Annotated in this window: 16 protein-coding genes; 5 read left to right on the top strand and 11 right to left on the bottom strand. The window is 61.4% G+C overall.

Going from position 1 to position 17569, the window contains the following annotated elements:
• Positions 1 to 2: 2 nt before the first annotated feature.
• Complete coding sequence (purE, locus tag L6418_RS02360; RefSeq protein WP_237247877.1) at positions 3 to 515, bottom strand: 5-(carboxyamino)imidazole ribonucleotide mutase; 513 nt, start codon at positions 513 to 515, stop codon at positions 3 to 5.
• A 108-nt stretch (positions 516 to 623) separates the two neighbouring features.
• On the opposite strand from purE, the gene L6418_RS02355 reads away from it, so the two are divergent.
• Positions 624 to 1028 (top strand): hypothetical protein, encoded by a 405-nt coding sequence (locus tag L6418_RS02355; protein ID WP_237247876.1) that lies wholly within the window; start codon positions 624 to 626, stop codon positions 1026 to 1028.
• A gap of 5 nt (positions 1029 to 1033) precedes the next feature.
• On the opposite strand, the gene L6418_RS02350 is transcribed toward L6418_RS02355, so the two are convergent.
• The 5 genes from L6418_RS02350 to L6418_RS02330 form a co-directional block, all read right to left on the bottom strand.
• Positions 1034 to 1336 (bottom strand): hypothetical protein, encoded by a 303-nt coding sequence (locus L6418_RS02350; protein ID WP_237247875.1) that lies wholly within the window; start codon positions 1334 to 1336, stop codon positions 1034 to 1036.
• A 120-nt stretch (positions 1337 to 1456) separates the two neighbouring features.
• Positions 1457 to 3796 (bottom strand): nitric oxide reductase activation protein NorD, encoded by a 2340-nt coding sequence (locus tag L6418_RS02345; protein WP_237247874.1) that lies wholly within the window; start codon positions 3794 to 3796, stop codon positions 1457 to 1459.
• Between the two features lie 70 nt (positions 3797 to 3866).
• Entirely contained in the window at positions 3867 to 4670 is an 804-nt protein-coding gene (locus L6418_RS02340) for a CbbQ/NirQ/NorQ/GpvN family protein (RefSeq protein WP_237247873.1), read from the bottom strand.
• 132 nt (positions 4671 to 4802) lie between these two features.
• A complete protein-coding gene (locus tag L6418_RS02335; protein ID WP_237247872.1) occupies positions 4803 to 5159 on the bottom strand; it encodes a ribulose bisphosphate carboxylase small subunit in 357 nt (118 codons plus the stop codon).
• Between the two features lie 94 nt (positions 5160 to 5253).
• Entirely contained in the window at positions 5254 to 6675 is a 1422-nt protein-coding gene (locus L6418_RS02330) for a form I ribulose bisphosphate carboxylase large subunit (protein WP_237247871.1), read from the bottom strand.
• A gap of 164 nt (positions 6676 to 6839) precedes the next feature.
• Here L6418_RS02330 and L6418_RS02325 point away from each other — a divergent pair, with 164 nt between their 5' ends.
• On the top strand, positions 6840 to 7811 hold the full coding sequence (locus L6418_RS02325; protein ID WP_237248690.1) for a LysR family transcriptional regulator: 972 nt from the start codon (positions 6840 to 6842) through the stop codon (positions 7809 to 7811).
• A 30-nt stretch (positions 7812 to 7841) separates the two neighbouring features.
• On the opposite strand, the gene L6418_RS02320 is transcribed toward L6418_RS02325, so the two are convergent.
• On the bottom strand, positions 7842 to 9149 hold the full coding sequence (locus L6418_RS02320; protein ID WP_237247870.1) for a tetratricopeptide repeat protein: 1308 nt from the start codon (positions 9147 to 9149) through the stop codon (positions 7842 to 7844).
• The gene (locus L6418_RS02315; RefSeq protein ID WP_237247869.1) at positions 9146 to 10390 is read right to left on the bottom strand and encodes a DUF2252 domain-containing protein; all 1245 of its coding nucleotides are present in this window, start codon (positions 10388 to 10390) and stop codon (positions 9146 to 9148) included. The genes L6418_RS02320 and L6418_RS02315 overlap by 4 nt, the downstream gene beginning before the upstream one ends.
• Positions 10391 to 10436: 46 nt before the next feature.
• On the opposite strand from L6418_RS02315, the gene L6418_RS02310 reads away from it, so the two are divergent.
• Positions 10437 to 11252 carry an ABC transporter ATP-binding protein gene (locus L6418_RS02310; protein ID WP_237247868.1) on the top strand — a complete coding sequence of 272 codons (816 nt, stop codon included), beginning with the start codon at positions 10437 to 10439 and terminating at the stop codon, positions 11250 to 11252.
• Between the two features lie 14 nt (positions 11253 to 11266).
• Positions 11267 to 12037, top strand: coding sequence for an ABC transporter permease (locus L6418_RS02305; protein WP_237247867.1), 771 nt, complete (start codon positions 11267 to 11269; stop codon positions 12035 to 12037).
• Here L6418_RS02305 and L6418_RS02300 read toward each other — a convergent pair.
• Positions 12009 to 13415 carry a tetratricopeptide repeat protein gene (locus L6418_RS02300; protein WP_237247866.1) on the bottom strand — a complete coding sequence of 469 codons (1407 nt, stop codon included), beginning with the start codon at positions 13413 to 13415 and terminating at the stop codon, positions 12009 to 12011. The genes L6418_RS02305 and L6418_RS02300 overlap by 29 nt on opposite strands.
• Before the next feature lie 258 nt (positions 13416 to 13673).
• Here L6418_RS02300 and L6418_RS02295 point away from each other — a divergent pair, with 258 nt between their 5' ends.
• The gene (locus L6418_RS02295; protein ID WP_237247865.1) at positions 13674 to 14375 is read left to right on the top strand and encodes a hypothetical protein; all 702 of its coding nucleotides are present in this window, start codon (positions 13674 to 13676) and stop codon (positions 14373 to 14375) included.
• Here L6418_RS02295 and flgL read toward each other — a convergent pair.
• Together flgL and flgK are read right to left on the bottom strand one after the other, a co-directional pair.
• The gene (flgL, locus tag L6418_RS02290) at positions 14372 to 15598 is read right to left on the bottom strand and encodes a flagellar hook-associated protein FlgL (RefSeq protein WP_237247864.1); all 1227 of its coding nucleotides are present in this window, start codon (positions 15596 to 15598) and stop codon (positions 14372 to 14374) included. The two genes, L6418_RS02295 and flgL, sit on opposite strands and share 4 nt — an antisense overlap.
• A 9-nt stretch (positions 15599 to 15607) precedes the next feature.
• Positions 15608 to 17527 (bottom strand): flagellar hook-associated protein FlgK, encoded by a 1920-nt coding sequence (flgK, locus tag L6418_RS02285; RefSeq protein ID WP_237247863.1) that lies wholly within the window; start codon positions 17525 to 17527, stop codon positions 15608 to 15610.
• Positions 17528 to 17569: the final 42 nt, after the last annotated feature.

The following is a 17569-nucleotide window of genomic DNA, read 5'->3' as shown; positions in this document are numbered from 1 at the left end:
CCTTATTTGTTGGCGCGCAACTTCGACAGTGCCTCGTCCGCGGACTGCTCGTAGCGTGCGCGCTCCTTTTTCGCCGCCGCTTCCAGCGCGGCGTTGATCTCCGGGAATTTCAGCGCCAGGATGCGGGCGGCCAGCATGGCGGCATTCCTGGCACCGTCCACCGCCACGGTGGCGACGGGCACGCCGGGCGGCATCTGCACCGTGGACAACAGCGCATCGAGACCGGACATGACACCGCCGGAAAGCGGCAGGCCGATCACCGGCAAGCGCGTATGGCCGGCAATGACGCCTGCGAGGTGCGCCGCCATGCCTGCGCAGCCGATGAGCACCTGCACATCCTCACGATGCGCGCGTTCGAGATAGGCCAGCACCTTGTCCGGCGTGCGATGGGCGGAGGCGACCACGATCTCGCTGGCGATGCCGAGCTCGGTCAGAGTGTCGCGTACCTTGGCCACGACCGGCAGATCGTTGGGGCTGCCGGTGAGAATACCGACCAGTATTTCTGGATTCTTCATACATTGTCTCCATGGGTTGTATACAGCTTCATTTTCCTACCGCGTATTCATCAGGACCGCTCAAGCATGGCTATAATCATTTCAGCCCATCCACAATCAGGAGTGCGCATGGAAATCATCTGTTACCGCGATCCCGAACTGGCGCGCGAGTCCCGTTCCCTGCCTGCTGCGATCTACAACCTGGCCCATACCTTGCTGGCCCGCAGCACCGGCGGCTGCGTGTTCGTCCCGATACGCGCGATGCAGTATCTGGCGATACTGGATGCAGAGGAGTTCGTATTCATCGACGGCGCACGCAAATGCTGGGTCGACATTGCCTGGCGCGATTTCCATCCCCAGTCGCGCAACGCACTGGACCAACCGGTCCCCTATCAGGCGCTCTATTACCGGCCCGATTCGGCACAGCTGATGTCCCGCCTGCAAGCCGAACTGCCTCGCGCATTGCACGAAGTGGCCGGCAAGGAACGCATGGACGGCCCGGCGCGGGTACTCAAATTCCCCGCCCCCGGGTAAGCGACTTATTCATCCTCGCCCAGTTCGGGATCCCATCCCTCTTTGCGCGCAGTCGTGATGGCCTGCGAATAAAAACGCGCGTGCCGCTCGCGCAGGGCCTCCGGAAGACTGCTGGGCAGATGCGCATAAGGCTCCCATGCGGCATAAACCCGTTCGTACAGGCCCTGCATGCGGGCCGCATCCCAGCCTGCACAGGTTTCCGTTTCGGGCAGGAGCCCGAATACCCAGGCATCCCGCACCATGCGCCCGAGGTGGGTCAGGCCGCCGTTCTCATCCTCGTCCACACCGACATAAGTTTGTTGTGTCATTTCGCCCATCCTGCATCAATTGGTTACGGCCGCCACGCCAAATTTTGCTGCACAAGCCGGCCTGCCGGGATCTTCCGCCACACATTCATTTCCATGCCTGCCCGGGCAAGACCATTCGCCCTACCGTGTCAGGCCTGCATAAAGCAACGGGAGCTTCTCCGGCAACCTTTCGACATGGTCCACCACCATGTAATTCCTGGCCCCGAAAATCCGCGAGACATATTGGTCGGCACGGGGATCCAGGCTCATGCAATAAGTGGTAATGCCGCTGCGCGCCATCTCCTCCACCGCCTTCTTGGTATCGTAGCGCAGGTATTGCGGATCGCGCACGTCGATATCCGCCGGCTCGCCATCCGTGATCACCAGCAGCAGTTTCTTGGCCGACTTCTGCAGCTTGAGGTAATGGCCGGCATGGCGGATGGCCGCGCCCATGCGCGTCGACAGCTGGCCGCGCATGCCGGACAGCCGCGCCTTGGGCGCTTCGTTGTAAGGCTGGTCGAAATCCTTGTAGCGGAAATATTCCACGTTGTGACGCCCGTCGGAACAGAAACCGTGGATGGCGAACGGATCGCCGATCTTGTGGATCGCGTCGGCCAGCAGCACGGTGGCCTGGCGCTGCAGATCGAGCACGCTGTAGTCCTGCCCGCTGACTTTCTCGTTGGTGGATTCCGACAGGTCCAGCAGCACCATCACCGAAATGTCGCGCACCTTGCGCACCGAGCGCATCATGATGCGCGGATCCGGCTGCTGCCCCATGCGCATGTCGATCATGGCGCGGATGGCCGCATTGACATCCAGTTCATCGCCGTCTTCCAGCTTGCGGATGCGCGTCACGCCCTGCGGCTGCAGCGCATCGAGCAGGAATTTCAGCCGACCGATGGTGCGCTTGTGCTGCGCGGCGATATCGTCGATCAGCTGCAGGTCGCCCGCCTTGGGCCGCTTCTCCAGCACGGTGGCCCAAGCCGGACGCTCCAGCTGGATCTGGTAGTCCCACTCCGGATAGTGGTAGGGCTCGGAGACAGGTTCCCTGCCTTCCAGTTCGTTGAACGACTTGCCCATGTCTTCATAGGGGAACAGCTCGGTGCCGAGCACCCAGATCTCTTCCGCATCGTCGCCTGCGGTCTCGACATCGAGTTCGTTGGCGAACTCCATCAGACTGACGTGCTTGCGCACCTGCTTCGGCGCTTCATAGCCGGCAGCCATCGCCTTGTCGAAATCGAACTCCTCGAATTCCCAGAAATAGCGATTGTCGTCGCGGTAGGGTGCAGTCAGCACATCGCTGCGCGGATTGAAGGCGATGCGCTTGCCGCGGAACTCGTGCGCCAGCTGCACGCCGATGTCCCAGGAGACCTGGTTGCTGTCGAGGCGATCCGCGGCCTGCTTGAACAGCACGCGTCCCTGCGCGATCCACGGATCGTTGTCCGCATAGCTTTCATCCAGCAGCGCGCGCGCCAGGCGGTTGAGGTAATCGCCCGCCGTATTGCCCTGTTTCGCCTCGATGGCATGCAATTGCACCCACAATTTCTTCAGGCCGGGGAATTTGTTGACTGCCAGCGTTTCCACGCGGGCGTCCTCGATCACCCCTATCACCGCCATCTGCCATGGATTGAGCGCCTCGGCCGAGATCGGCTCGCGCGTGTAGACGATATGCGCCGCACTGTGCGCTGCCGCGGCACGGTACATCTCCAGTCCCGGCAGCTTGTGCCCACCGATGGCGTAATCGTCATACGCGTCCGGCAGGTGGATGAAGTAGCCCTCCACATAGGGACGATAGCCTTCGCGCGACTCGAAATCGCCGGAGGTCGGCTTCATGAAGAAATCCCTGGCCCACAGGGCACGCAGATACATGTTGATGCGGCGCTGCACATCGATGAAGAGCGTGCCCTTGCGCTCCTTCTGCAGCATGGCCTGGGATTCCCTGGACTGCAGGCTGAAATAGCTGGCCTGCTCCGGATAGTTGGTACGGTGTGCATGCGCGCCCCACAGCGCCCATCGGCGCAGGCCGCCCAAGGTGAGCTGGCTGAACAGCGTTTCCAGGTTTTCCAGCATCGGCCGCACGCCGCGCGGAGCCTGCGCCAGCAGCTGGGCGAGGAATTGCAGGTAGGCACGGAACAGCGCCTCGTCGCCGAGGCGGTTGGCGGCGGTGGGGGCGGTACTGAGCACCAGCTCGATCACCGAACCGGAGGTCTTGGAAGCCAGCGCCAGTGCGGATTGCACCAGGTCAGGCACGGCATCTTCGCCGATCTCCTTGGCCACCAGCGGGACATGGTCGATCCAGGTGGCGACCAGTTCTTCGCCCTTGCCCAGGCTCTGCAGCGCAGCGGCACCCTTGAGGTAATTGTCCAGGCCGCGTGCGCTGAAGACCTTGCCAGCTTCCAGCCAGGCTGCGCGCAGGCTTTCCTGCACGTCCGGCGAGAGCGTGTCGAGCAGTTCCTGATAGTCTTCGAAATTGATAGCCATGGTTACTCCACCATCCTGAACGTGGCAAAACAGCCTGGGCGCACAATGCGCTTCTACTCAAGCCGCATGATCAAAAGAACGTGGTGACCGCCGCGTCGAGCGCATCGCGCATATCGGGATCGTCCGTGATCGGGCGTACCAGCGCCACGCGGCAGGCCTTCACCGGATCGACACCGGCGGCGATCAGGCTGGCCGCGTACACCAGCATGCGCGTCGAGATGCCTTCATCCAGGCCGTGCCCCTTGAGATTGCGCGCACGCTCGGCGATGGACACCAGCTTGCCCGCCACGTCGGCGCCGACCCCGGTCTCATGCGAGATGATCTCGGTCTCGATCGCGTGCTCCGGATAATTGAAGTCGAGCCCGCCGAAACGCTGCTTGGTGGATTGCTTCAGGTCCTTCATCAGACTCTGGTAGCCGGGGTTATAGGAGATCACCAGCTGGAAGTCCGGATGCGCCTGGATCAGCTCGCCCTTCTTTTCCAGCGGCAGCACACGGCGATTGTCGGTGAGCGGGTGGATCACCACCGTGGTGTCCTGGCGCGCTTCCACCACCTCATCCAGATAACAGATCGCGCCATGGCGCGCGGCGATCGCCAACGGCCCATCCTGCCAGCGCGTGCCGTTGGCATCGAGCAGGAAGCGGCCGACCAGGTCGGAAGCCGTCATGTCCTCGTTACAGGCCACCGTGATCAGCGGCTTGCCCAGCCGCCAGGCCATGTGCTCGACAAAACGGGTCTTGCCGCAACCGGTCGGGCCTTTCAGCATCATCGGCATGCGCACACTGTAGGCGGCCTCGAACAGTTCCACCTCGTCGGCAACCGGACGGTAGTAAGGCTCTTTTTCGATACGGTATTGCTTGATGATGTCGCTCATGAATATCTCCATCTGTCATTCAACACAGGGGCGGAAGCGCCGTCGCCGAAGGCGCTTGCGTCCATGCGCTGCCGGCCCGGAAGACCCCGCCGTGCCGCAGGACACGGCGGGAACCGGTTCGATCAGCCGGACTTAAACCGTCTTGCCGCGGAAGATCACCATCGCGGCGCCCTGGGACTGGTTGAAGTTGTTGTAGCCGATCAGGCGCACGTGGTTGTTGGGGTTGGCCTTGTGACAGGCTTCCGCTTCGGCCAGCACCTTGGCCACGTCGGTCTCGCCGAACATCGGCAGCTTCCACATGTACCAGTAGGAGTCCATCAGGTATTCCGGCTCGATATGCTCGATGGCGGGATTCCATCCCTTGGAAACCAGGTACTCCACCTGCTTCTTGATCTGGTCGGCGGTCATTGCCGGCAAGTAGGAGAATGTCTCGAACTTGCGGCTGGCAGGGTCGGACAAACGTGATTTGTAATCCATTACTTCGCTCATGATTCCATCCTTTTGTAGCTTGGGTCAGGCATGGCCGTGACCCAACGTTGTATGAATTGCCGAGTACCGCTTTCGCGCTACCCGACCTGCATTTTTACTTGTGGGCCACGTCCAGCTTGTCGACGGTGTCGAACTCGAACTTGATCTCTTTCCACGTTTCCATGGCGATCTTCAGTTCCGGGCTGGATTTGGCGGCTTCGGTCAGGATGGACTTGCCTTCCTTCTCGACGGCCACGCCCTGGTTGCGGGCTGCCACACAGGCTTCCAGCGCGACACGGTTGGCTGCCGCGCCGGCAGCGTTGCCCCACGGGTGACCCAGCGTACCGCCACCGAACTGCAGCACGGAGTCGTCGCCGAAGATGGTCACCAGCGCGGGCATGTGCCATACGTGGATACCGCCGGAGGCGACCGGCAAGACGCCGGGCATGGAGCCCCAGTCCTGATCGAAGAAGAGGCCGCGGCTGCGGTCTTCCTTGATGAACTCGTCGCGCATGGTGTCGATCCAGCCCAGCGTCGCCTGGCGGTCGCCTTCCAGCTTGCCGACCACGGTGCCGGAGTGCAGGTGGTCACCGCCGGACAGGCGCAGCACCTTGGTCAGCACGCGGAAGTGGATGCCGTGGTGCGGGTTGCGGTCCAGCACGGCGTGCATGGCACGGTGGATGTGCAGCAGCATGCCGTTGTCGCGGCACCAGTTGGCCAGGCCGGTGTTGGCGGTCAGACCACCGGTGAGGTAATCGTGCATGATGATCGGTGCGCCGATCTCCTTGGCGAACTCGGCGCGCTTGTACATCTCTTCCGGCGTCGGCGCGGTCACGTTCAGGTAGTGGCCCTTGCGCTCGCCGGTCTCGCGCTCGGCTTTCAGCGTGGCTTCGTGCACGAACTCGAAGCGGTCGCGCCAGCGCATGAACGGCTGGCTGTTGACGTTCTCGTCGTCCTTGGTGAAGTCCAGGCCGCCGCGCAGGCACTCGTACACGGCACGGCCGTAGTTCTTGGCGGAGAGCCCCAGCTTGGGCTTGATGGTACAGCCCAGCAGCGGACGGCCGTACTTGTTCATCTTGTCGCGCTCGACCTGGATACCCTGGGGGGGGCCGCCGCAAGTCTTGACGTAAGCGATGGGGAAGCGCACGTCTTCCAGGCGCAGGGCGCGCAGCGCCTTGAAGCCGAACACGTTGCCGACCAGCGAAGTCAGCACGTTGACCACGGAGCCTTCCTCGAACAGGTCGATCGGATAGGCAACGAAAGCATAGAAACAGGTATCATCGCCGGGCACGTCTTCGATGCGATAGGCACGGCCCTTGTAATAATCCAGGTCGGTCAGCAGGTCGGTCCACACCGTGGTCCAGGTGCCGGTGGAAGATTCAGCCGCGACCGCAGCAGCGACTTCTTCGCGATCCACGCCGGGCTGCGGGGTGATCTTGAAACAGGCGAGAATGTCGGTATCCAGCGGGGTGTATTCCGGCGTCCAGTAAGTTTGCCGGTATTCTTTGACTCCGGCGTTATAGGTCTTGACTGCCATTGCAATCTCCTTCTTTCAGGTTGAACAGATATCCTCCGCTATGGAAGACCGATGGCTCCGAAGAGCGTGTCGCTACTGTAGACAAGACCAACCATAAATAATAATTGTAATTTTCGATGCTAACGATAGACTCCCATCTATGATCAACCGGGCATGACACCATGATGAAAAACGCCACCTTGCGCCAGCTCAAGGTATTCGAATCCGTGGCGCGCAACCTCAGCTACACCCGCGCCGCCGAAGAGTTGTATCTGACCCAGCCGACCGTCTCGATACAGCTCAAGCAGCTGACCGACATCGTCGGCCAGCCGCTGCTGGAACAGATCGGCAAGCGGATATACCTCACGGACACCGGGCGCGAATTGCTCAAGGTCTGCCGCGACACTTTCGAAGGGCTGTCCCGTTTCGAGATGCTGGTCTCGGACATGAAGGGAGTGAAAGCCGGGAAACTGCGCGTGGCGGTGATCACCACGGCGAAATATTTCGTGCCGCGCCTGCTCGGCCTGTTCTGCCAGCGCTATCCCGGCATCGACGTCTCGCTCAAGGTGACCAACCGCGAACGGATCCTGCAGCGCATGGCCGACAATCAGGACGACATCTATGTGCTCGGCACGCCGCCGGAGAACATGGACATCCAGATCGAACCCTTCCTCGAGAATCCGCTGGTGGTACTGGCGGCCAGCAGCCATCCGCTGGCGAAGGAGAAGAACATCTCGCCCCAGCGGCTGGCCGAAGAGCCGTTCCTGATGCGCGAACCCGGTTCCGGCATCCGCCTGTCCACCGAACAGTTTTTCGCCGAACGCGGACTGCAACTGAAGGTCAGGATGGAGCTGGGCAGCAACGAGGCGATCAAGCAGGCCGTGGCCAGCGGCCTCGGCATCGCCGTGCTGTCGGCCCACACCCTCGCGCTGGACCGCAACAGCGATGAGCTGGCCTATCTGGATGTGCAGGGCTTTCCGATACGGCGCAACTGGTATTGGGCCTATCCCAAGGACAAGCAGCTGTCGGTAGTCGCCCAGGCTTTCCTGAAATTCCTGCACGAGGAGAGCAAGCAGATCGGCGAGAAATACCTGCAGGGCCTGCCGGGCTTTCCCGCCCAGAAAGACGACAAGAAGAGCAGGAAGAATGCGAGCTGAACCGACCGGCCAGACAGGACGCCCCGGCGGTCACTCCCTCCGGCTGACACAGACGAACTGCCCTTCGATCGGGCAGCCGGATTCGTTCCTGATCGCGACATCCTCCATCTTCCGGATCGTGAAACCGGCCGCATCCGATACCGCCGCCAGATAATCCTGATGATGGCTGTAGCGGCCGCTGATGTTCAAGCGATAATCGCATGCATATGCACCGGACAACTTTTCGGTGCTGAAGAGCAATAGGCCGCCGGGCACCAGAGTGCGCCGGATCAGCGCGAAAACTTCGTCCAGCTTGCCGAAATAGGTCAGCGTGTCCATGCAGGTGACCAGATCGTAGCGGTCGTGGCCGGCACGCAGGAACCCGACGATGTCGGAGCGGTGCAGCCGCCGGTACAGCTGTTTGGCGGCGGCCTGATCCAGCATGGCCTGGCTGAGATCGACGCCAACCAGTTCGCGCGCATGAGGCTGCAACACTTCGCCTACCAGGCCGGTGCCGCAACCGAGATCGAGCACGCTCAGGCTGGCTGCAGGAATGTCGAGCGCGGCCAGATACTCCTGTACCAGGCGCGGTCCGCTGTATTTCAACCTGCCCAGCACGTTCTCGAAAGTCTCTGCGAAGGCATCGAAGGTCTGCTCGACATATTCGCTGCTGCATTGTTGCGGCACCTGCTGGCCGCGATAGGCGGCCAGCAGGTGTGCGGCTACCGCATTATGCGGTTCGCTCCGCAACCAGCCCTCGAACAGTGCGATGGCATCGTCTGTCCGGCCCAATTCGTAATACGCCTGGCCACGCATCAATTTCGAAGTGCTGTCCGCCGGCGCCGCCACGATGCCGCGATGATTGAAATGGCGCGCCTCACCGAAGCGCTGCTGCTGCAGGCACAAGGCCGCGAGCAGATAGTACGCGTCGGGGCTGTCCGGATCGATGTCCATCGCCACTTTGTAGCATTGTTCGGCGCGGGCCAGTTCCTGGTTCGCTTCGAATGCGGCCCCCAGGTTGGTCCAGTAGAAATACTTGCCCGGATCGATGGCGATGGCGTGATTCAGCGCCTCGATGGAGGCGGCAGCAAGCCCTTGCCGCAACAGCACGATACCCAGGTTGAAATGCCACTCGGCATGACTGTCGTCCAGGGCGATGGCGGCCGTCAGCTGCTCGAACGCCTCCTGCAGCCGGCCGCTCTGCTGCAGCAGGAACCCCAGATAGTGCCTGGCTTGCGGCTCATCCACAGCGTCATGGATGAGTTGCCGGTAAATCGCCTCTGCTGCCGCCAGGTCACCGTCGAGATGCTTGCGCAGTGCCCGCGAAAATGACGCGCCATCCTGCCCCTGCCGGCTCATCGCTTTGCTTCCACGGCCGCCTGGCTGACCGACGCGGCGGCAAATTCCTGCCATTGTTGCCGCGTCGTCCGCGTCATCGTAGTTGCCGCACCCAGCATCTCGGCCATCCAGCCATCGCCTTGTGCGAAGGCGATCAGTTCGTCGGCGCATGCCGCACCGGAGCGGCCCGAAGCGCGCAACTGGTCCCATGCCAGGATGCGCCCCATGGTCGCCACCACCTCCTTCAGCCGCTCCAGCTTCTTGCCCCACTCCCCGATGGACACCCGGTCTTCCGTCGGCTGCAATCCTTTCAGGATGCAGGGCAGGCTGCCGAGCCGGACCGGCTGCAGGAAGGCATGGTTCACCGCCTGCATCCGTTTCTGGGCAGCCACCACGCGGCTCGCTTCGTCAGCCCAGGCCGGCTGCCCGATGCCGATGCGAGCGAGATGCGGCGCCATCGCCGACGGCCTGGCCTCCTTGATGTCGAGCAGATAGTTGCCGTCGGGCGAACCTTTGCCCTCCACCAGCACCACGAAGCGTTCCACACCGAGGCTGCCGGTTCCGGCGATGCGGCGTGCGACATCGAGGACCTCGAAGAACCCCGGCTGCGGCTGCGCAGCGGCAAAATGCGCCATGAATTCGGTGACCGCCTGTTTCTGCATGTCGGATGCCGGCAGTGCTTTCACCCCATCCACGATCAGACTGCGCCGGCGCGCCTTGCGTACCGTGCGCTTGTCGAGGAATGCGGCGCGCTCGCGCCCCTGCAGGTTGGTCAGCAGTGCATTCACCAGACCGCTGGAAGTTTCCCGCTCGACCCAGAGCGGTTTGCCGTTGATGAGCGCATTGCGGTATGCCTCCAGGCAGCTCTGGCTGGCCGCCAGCGCTTCCGCCTGTGTCGCATGCAAGGCATCCGCGCCGCACTGGATGCTGGTCAGCAGGCGGACGATGTCCCAGGTGCATGGCGCCAATGCGGCCTCGTCATAATCGTTGATATCGAAATACACCAGCCGGTTGTCGCCCTTGTAGCTGCCGAAATTCTCGAAATGCAGGTCGCCGCAACACCAGGCCAGCGGTGCCGCGCGGAAAATCGGCGTGTCCGGCAGCGCCTCGTAGAACAGGTGACAGGCACCGCGCAGGAAGATGAACGGACTCTGCGCCATCTTGGCGTATTTCATGGCCACGCGTTCGGGATCGCGCCCCGCGTTGCTGGAAAAGATTGCATCGGCGATAGCGGAGGAGCCTGATCCGGTTTGCTTGTTCATGCGGGACTGTCTGGCTGGAATATGGGAGTGCATAATATACACAAATATGAACATCGACCCGCCCGACAGATTTGCGATCCACACTTCCGGACTGACGCGCCGGTTCGGCGATGTGATCGCGGTCGATCACATCGCATTACGTGTTCCATATGGTGAAATTTTCGGCCTGCTCGGTGCGAACGGCGCCGGGAAAAGCACCGTCATCAAGATGCTCACGACCTTGTTGTCTCCAAGTTCGGGGATGGCCGAGGTTGGCGGCTTCAACATCATCTCATCCCCGGCAGATGTACGCCGCCGCATAGGCTATGTATCGCAACTGCTGTCTGCCGATGGCGCCTTGACCGGCTACGAAAATCTGCGCTTGTCCGCCAAGCTGTATGACCTGCCAAAGAGCGAAAGGGAAGAGCGCATTCGGAGCGCGCTCGAATTCATGGGCCTCGTCGATTCAGCCAACAAGCTGGTCCGCACCTATTCCGGCGGCATGATACGCAGACTCGAACTGGCCCAGGCCATGCTGCACCGCCCTGCGATCCTGTTTCTGGACGAACCGACGATCGGTCTCGATCCAGTTGCGCGTCACACGGTGTGGGAGCGGTTACGCGACCTCCGACGCGATTTCGGCATGACGGTGCTTATCACCACGCACGACATGGAAGAGGCTGAATCGCTGTGCGACAGGCTGGCGATCATGCACAAGGGGCAGATCAGTGTGGTCGGCACGCCTGCAGAACTGCGCGCCGAACTGGGTGATGGCGCCAACATGGACGACGTGTTCGTGCATTACGCCGGCGGCTCCATTCAGGAGAGCGGCACTTTCCGCGAGATCGTGCAGAATCGCAGAGCGGCTCACCGACTAGGCTAGAGGCAGATCAAGACATGAAACGATTCGTCCGGGAAAGCATCGCTATCGTGCAAGTGGAGTTGATCAAGCTCGTTCGCGATCCGACCGAGATCATCTCGCGGGCGGTACAACCGGTGTTGTGGCTGGCGGTATTCGGCCAGGTACTTGCACAGGTTCGTGGCATCCAGACAGGACAGTTGAGTTATCTTGCATTCATCACGCCGGGCATCCTTGCACAGAGTGTCCTGTTCAGCGCGATCTTCTATGGCATCGCAATCATCTGGGAGCGCGACCTTGGCGTGGTGCACAAATTGTTGGTGAGCCCGGCTCGACGCGCATCCCTGGTATTTGGGAAAGCTGTGGCGGCCGGGTTCCGCGGCATCCTGCAGGCCAGTGTCATCTATGTCATTGCGCTAATCATGCACGTCCCGCTCAATCTGGATGTCCTGGCGATTTGCGCGGTACTGGCCAGCGTCATGCTGGGATCCGGAATCTTTGCCACGTTCTCGCTGGTCATCGCCTGCATTGTCAAAACGCGCGAACGCTTCATGGGTATCGGCCAACTGCTGACCATGCCCCTGTTCTTCGCAAGCAACGCAATCTACCCGCTGGACATCATGCCGGACTGGCTTCGCGCAGTGGCTCAGCTCAATCCTCTTACTTACCTGATCGATGTACTGCGTGGACTCATGATCGCAGGAGGATCAAACATACATGGCTACGCTGTCGATTTCGCCGTGCTGTTCGCAGTGTTCGGTGCGTTGCTATTGATCGCCGTCAGGCTGTACCCGACGCTGGCCGAATGAGCTGCTGCTGTCTCCACTGTTCCAGCGCAACCGCCACGTCGGCGACGACAGGATCCCAGCCGCCCGTCACGGGCTGGCGGAAGAGGCGCATGACACCCGGATACCACGGCGAATCGGTGCGCCCGGTCAGCCAGCGCCAGTCCGTCTTGTAGTCCGGCAACAGCACCCAGCACGGCTTGCCCAGCGCACCGGCGAGATGGGCGACGGCGGTGTCGACGCAGATGACCAGGTCGAGATTCATCACGGCTGCAGCGGTATCGGCAAAGTCGGTCAGCTGCGAACCGAGAGGGGTGAGACGCATGCCTGCGGGCGGTTGTAGCGCTTCGTCCTCGCCTGCGCCTTTCTGCAAACTGTACAGCTGCACATCGGCCACCCGTCCCAGGGGAGCCAGCAGTTCGAGCGAGAGCAGCGAGCGCTCGGCATCATTCTCGAAATTCGGATTGCCTTTCCACACTAGGCCGACACGCAGCCCGCCGCCCGGCATCACCGCCCCCCATTTTTCGATGAGGCTGGCCGGAACATGCAGGTAGGGGATATTGTCCGGAATGGAATCGAGACGCGTCTTGCAGTAGCGCGGAATACTCATCGGCAGCGTCCAGACATCCCAGCCGGACGAGGGCAGCGGCTCGTCGAGTGCAATTACGCGATCCACCTCCGCCAGGGACGCGAACAACGTCTTTAGTGCCGGGTGGCAAACCAGGGTGATCGATGCAGCCCCCAGTTCCTTCAGTACCGCCGCATAGCGGCAGAACTGGATCATGTCGCCGTGGCCTGCTTCATAACCGATCAGCACCGATTTGCCGAGCAGCGGCTCGCCCTGCCAGGGAGGGCAGTCGAGCTGACCGGCGAACGCGGGCAGCCAGTTGCGCGCGCCCAGGCATTCCCAGCCCTCGTCGAGCCGGCCCTGACGCAGCAGCAGGTAACTCAGGTTGAAACGGGCCTTGCTGTAGGCGGCATCCAGGGACAGCGCGGTGCGATAACATTGCTCCGCTTCTACTTCGCGTTTCGTGCAGGCATACAGCACTCCCAGATTCGACCAGCCGACAGGCGAATCCTGCCGTAGCATGATCGCTTGCATATAGGCCAGCTCGGCTTCCCTGAAGCGCTTCCGCTGCGCCAACAGCACCCCGAGATTGAGGTGGGTCTCGGCATAGGCGGGGTTGAGCGCGATGGAGCGCCAGTAGCATGCTTCCGCGTTTTCCAGATCGCCTTTCCGTTCCAGCAACAGCCCCAGATTGGCATACGCCTCGGCAAAGTCGGGCGCCACCTGCACGGCTTGCCTGAAGCAGGCTTCGGCGGCGGCATCGTCGCCGTTCTGCATGCACAGGTTGCCCCTGAAGAACAGCGCTTCCGCTTCCGTTCGTTCCCGCTCGGTCATGACAGCAGCAACCGGGTAGAGTCAATCATCATCCGTTTTTTCATTTGCATATTCTAGCCGCTGGAGGCGGCACCCGTTCATCACTCCACTTTGCTTCCAGCGCGCATCATGCCGCCTGTGCAGACATCGGCAAAAGACCGAAATAGTGCATTTTCTTCATCCTGTTCCACCCAATAAAGCAATGGAACCGGGGATAAACTCCCTGCATTGGGTAATCACGGCAATCCAGTTCCCCATTCAATTTTGCGGAGAAATACCATGAGTTCAATCAACAACATTTCTGGCTTGAGCAACACGTCATATCTGCAACAGACAGCCGCTGCATCGCCGCAGGTCGGCATGACAGACTCTGACGGCGATAGCGATGGCAGCAGCGGGGTCCGCAAGGCGGGCAAATCGAATTTCCTCAGCGCCATCGAACAGGCATTAGGACAAAGCCTGCCGGGCAACTCGACAACCTCGTCTGCCGGCACATCGGCATCCAATACAACTTCATCCACCACTGATCCGCAAGCGGCGTTGCAGGCATTCATGCAGAACCTGTTTGCCGCACTGGGCCAGATCAATGGCGGCCAAGGCAGTGGAGGAGATTCGGATGGCGACAATGACGGCAGCAAGTCGATCTCCGCAACAGGCAAGCATGGCTCGCAATTGGCGGCCAAGCTGCAAACCCTGCTGCAGCAGTTATCGGCAAACAGCCAGGCCAATTCGACCGGCACACAGGGCAATGGCACTGACCCGCTGAGCAATCTGAACACCAGCTTCCAGAATCTGGTCGATTCGATGAATGCCGCCCAGGGCCAGAATGTGCCTGCAAGCAACACGCCGACACTGCAGTCGTTCCTGCAGAACTGTCGGGGAAAACGGCTCGTCCCGGCATTCACGCCGCACCGATCTCCAAAAATATCAACGGCGTGCAGGACATGCCTGCACGCCGTTCATGCCGGCAAAAACGATTAGAGGTAATTGAACAGCGACAGCTTGGATACCTGCGCAAACGATTGCTGCGCCGCTTGCAGCACCAGTTTCTGCTGCGACAGGTTGGTGATGGCCTTGTTGTAATCGGTATCCTGGATGGATGAGAGTGTCTGCTGGTATTGCAGACTCAGCTGGGTATCGGTGGACTGCAACGCGGTCAGCTCGTTCATCCGCGAACCGATGGTGGCGCGCACGCCCAGCACGTTGTTCAGATCCTGCGTCAACGCGTTGATGCCATCGCTCATGGCCTGGCTGTTTGCCGCCACGGTTGCCGCAGTTGCCCCGGACAAGGGCGTGCTCAGCGTATTGATGAGCTTGTTGAGCGTGTCGAATACACTCTGGTTGCTGCTGGGCGTCACGTTGAAGGTATCGCCTGCGGCCGGGGTACCGGTGATGCTGAACTGGATGCCGTTGAAACTGATGGCCTGCCCGCTCACGTAAGCCACGCCGGTCTGTCCGGCGACCGCGACTCCCGGCGGCCCGGCCGTGACATCCTTGATGCTGTACGTGGTGCCGCCTGCGCCAAAGGTGACCTGATAGCTGTTGCCGCTATACAGGCCGGCATTGGTCACCACGCCCTGGCTGATGGTGCCGGTACCCGTATTCCCGGCAGCGAGCCCCGTCTGGAACGTTCCATTGCCGTTGCGGATGCGCATGAAGAGATCGGCGCCCGAATCGCTGCTGGCTATCTGGCGCGATGGCGCCACCTGCATTTTGCGCTGTACGTCGTCGCCCTGGTAGACCACACCGGCGGCGGTATTGACGAAGGGCTGCACGCTGCCCTGCCCCCCCGAATACAGGTAGTTGCCGTTGCCATCGGTACTGTTGGCCAGCCCCAGCAAGTCCTGCAAAGCTCCCTGCAGGCTCTTCGCCAATGCCAGGCGGTTCCCGTCAGACAAGGAATTCCCGTTGGCTCCGGTGATCGCGGTATCGTGCGCGCTCTGCAGCAGCGAGGTCACGTTCTGCAGGATGCCGTCGGAAAGCGACAGGGTGTTGGTCGCAGCGGTGTTGTTCGACGCGTATTGCGTGGTGGTCGCATTGGACAACGTCAGTTCGGTCGCGCGCGCCGCACCGACCGGATCCATGGCCGGGTTCAGGATGCTTTGCCCGGACGCGATCTGCTGCGTCGTTTGCGCGATCTGTACCTGGAGATTGTCCAGGTATGAGACGTTCGTGCTGTAGATGGTGCCGGTACTGATACGCATGATCCGCTCCTACTTCAGATTCAGGATGGTGTCGAACATGGTGTTCGCCACCTGCATCGCCTTGCCTGCCGCCTGGTATGCCTGCTGGTAACGCACCAGGTTCGCGGCCTCTTCGTCCAGGTTGACGCCGGAAACGGCCTGCTGCGAGGCGGTCACCGAGTTCAACAGGGTAGTCTGTGCCTGGCTGGTCACCGTCAGCTGGTTGGTCTGGGTGCCGATCTGGCCGATCAACTGCCCATAGGCGCCCTGATAGCTGGTCGTGTTGTTTGCCAGGGTGTTGGTGGTCTGCAATGCCGCCATCAGCAGGCTGTTGCTGCCGTCGGTGGTGGCGTTCAAGTTCTGCGAGACGGTGAAGATATCGCCGGCGGCAGGCGTGCCGCTGATCTGCGTCGTCCAGCCGTTATAAGTGATCGCCGCGCCCGGGGTATAGGGCACGTTGGTCGGATTTCCCGTTCCCGTGCCCGTCACGTTGAAGGTCGTGGGAGGGTTGTTGAATGTGAGGGTGACCGGCTGCTGCAGGTTCGCATTCAATGGCACGCCGCCGGACACGGTGGCCGCCGCGATGGTGCCCGTCCCCAGGTTGCTGGTCGGCGCATTGGAACGGATCGGCGACGCCGCTGCAATCTTGGTCGGGTCGGTGATATTGAGGGCAAAACTGCCCGCCCCGTCCACTGTCGGACGCACGAGGAACGAATCCCCCGCCGTCGCGGCACCGCTGGTCAGCTGCAGCGTGATGCCGGTTCCCGTCACCGTCTGGCCCGCAGCCATCTGTGCCGGCGTGAACGACTGCACCAGGCTGTTGTTGGAGGTGTTGTAAACGTTGTAGTTGGTGCCGTCGAACTGAACGCTGTAATCGTTGCCGGTCAGCGCCGAGGTACTGCTGACGGTCGCAGCGATCACGCCGTTGCCGGCATTGGTGGTGGCCGCCGTCACGCGCGGCACTGCCATGGTGAACATGTTGGTGCCGAGCGCACCATTCAGGTCGATACCTTGCTGTTGCTGCTGGTTGAAGGTGCTCGCGAAACCCATCGCGATGCGACCGAGCGCATTGATCGCCGGATCGAGCATGGTCTGGCGGAAACTGATATATCCGCCCAGGCTGCCGCCCTGCAGCGAACTCTGCTGGATCCGGTTTACGGTGCCGTTGTTGGTGTAAGCGACTTCGAGCGCAGTGGGATCGGTGGTGGAGGGAACTGCCTGCAGCGTCGTCGTCTGGTTGCCGAGTACCAGCGACTGGCCGTTGCCGATGAACACATCCATCGAACCGTTGCCCTGCTTGATGGTGGAGACGCGTATCTGCTGACTGAGCTGGTTGACCAGCTGGTCGCGCTGATCCAGCAGATCGTTGGGCGGCTGGTTCGGGTTGTTGGCCTGCATCTGCACGATCTTGTCGTTCAACGAGGCGATCTGCGTCGCATAGCTGTTGATCTGGGCTACGCTGGAAGTGATCTGGCCGTTCAATCCATCGCGGATCTGGTTCAGGCTCTGGTTCATGGTCTGGAAACCGTTCACCAGGGACTGTGCGCTGCCGATCATGGTCTGTCGCGCCGGGACCGATTGCGGGGCATTGGCGACGGCATTCACCGCGGTGAAGAAATCCTGCATCGATGGAGTCATGCCGCCGTTGGTGCCTCCCAGCAGGTTGCTCACCTGCTGCGCCAGACCCAGTTGCGTATTCAGGCTGGACGATTGCGTCTGCGCTTCGAGCACCTGCGCGCCCAGGAACTGGTCGTACCGCCGCACCACTGTCGTCACATTGACGCCCTGGCCCAGATAGCCCGAACCCGTGTTCTGCGGCTGCATCGCAGCCTGGATGATCTGCTGGCGGGAATAGCCGGGCGTGTTGGCATTGGCGATGTTGTTCGAGGTCGTCGTGAGACCCGCTTGTGCCGCATTCAGCGCGCTCACTGCAATACCATAGATGCTCATATCCGGATCCTTCCGCCCTTATTCAACTTCACGCCATGGGTA

It is taken from the genome of Sideroxyarcus emersonii (assembly GCF_021654335.1).
Taxonomy (GTDB): Bacteria; Pseudomonadota; Gammaproteobacteria; order Burkholderiales; family Gallionellaceae; genus Sideroxyarcus; species Sideroxyarcus emersonii.
This window is presented reverse-complemented; position numbering and strand designations above follow the sequence as displayed.

Coding starts and splice junctions, on each gene's coding strand:
- L6418_RS02350 (WP_237247875.1), bottom strand. CDS start 1,336: ATGACACAACAAACTTATGTCGGTGTGGACGAGGATGAGAACGGCGGC.
- L6418_RS02320 (WP_237247870.1), bottom strand. CDS start 9,149: ATGAGCCGGCAGGGGCAGGATGGCGCGTCATTTTCGCGGGCACTGCGC.
- L6418_RS02330 (WP_237247871.1), bottom strand. CDS start 6,675: ATGGCAGTCAAGACCTATAACGCCGGAGTCAAAGAATACCGGCAAACT.
- L6418_RS02295 (WP_237247865.1), top strand. CDS start 13,674: ATGAGTTCAATCAACAACATTTCTGGCTTGAGCAACACGTCATATCTG.
- L6418_RS02355 (WP_237247876.1), top strand. CDS start 624: ATGGAAATCATCTGTTACCGCGATCCCGAACTGGCGCGCGAGTCCCGT.
- L6418_RS02315 (WP_237247869.1), bottom strand. CDS start 10,390: ATGAACAAGCAAACCGGATCAGGCTCCTCCGCTATCGCCGATGCAATC.
- flgK (WP_237247863.1), bottom strand. CDS start 17,527: ATGAGCATCTATGGTATTGCAGTGAGCGCGCTGAATGCGGCACAAGCG.
- L6418_RS02305 (WP_237247867.1), top strand. CDS start 11,267: ATGAAACGATTCGTCCGGGAAAGCATCGCTATCGTGCAAGTGGAGTTG.
- L6418_RS02340 (WP_237247873.1), bottom strand. CDS start 4,670: ATGAGCGACATCATCAAGCAATACCGTATCGAAAAAGAGCCTTACTAC.
- L6418_RS02300 (WP_237247866.1), bottom strand. CDS start 13,415: ATGACCGAGCGGGAACGAACGGAAGCGGAAGCGCTGTTCTTCAGGGGC.
- L6418_RS02335 (WP_237247872.1), bottom strand. CDS start 5,159: ATGAGCGAAGTAATGGATTACAAATCACGTTTGTCCGACCCTGCCAGC.
- L6418_RS02310 (WP_237247868.1), top strand. CDS start 10,437: ATGAACATCGACCCGCCCGACAGATTTGCGATCCACACTTCCGGACTG.
- L6418_RS02345 (WP_237247874.1), bottom strand. CDS start 3,796: ATGGCTATCAATTTCGAAGACTATCAGGAACTGCTCGACACGCTCTCG.
- flgL (WP_237247864.1), bottom strand. CDS start 15,598: ATGCGTATCAGTACCGGCACCATCTACAGCACGAACGTCTCATACCTG.
- L6418_RS02325 (WP_237248690.1), top strand. CDS start 6,840: ATGAAAAACGCCACCTTGCGCCAGCTCAAGGTATTCGAATCCGTGGCG.
- purE (WP_237247877.1), bottom strand. CDS start 515: ATGAAGAATCCAGAAATACTGGTCGGTATTCTCACCGGCAGCCCCAAC.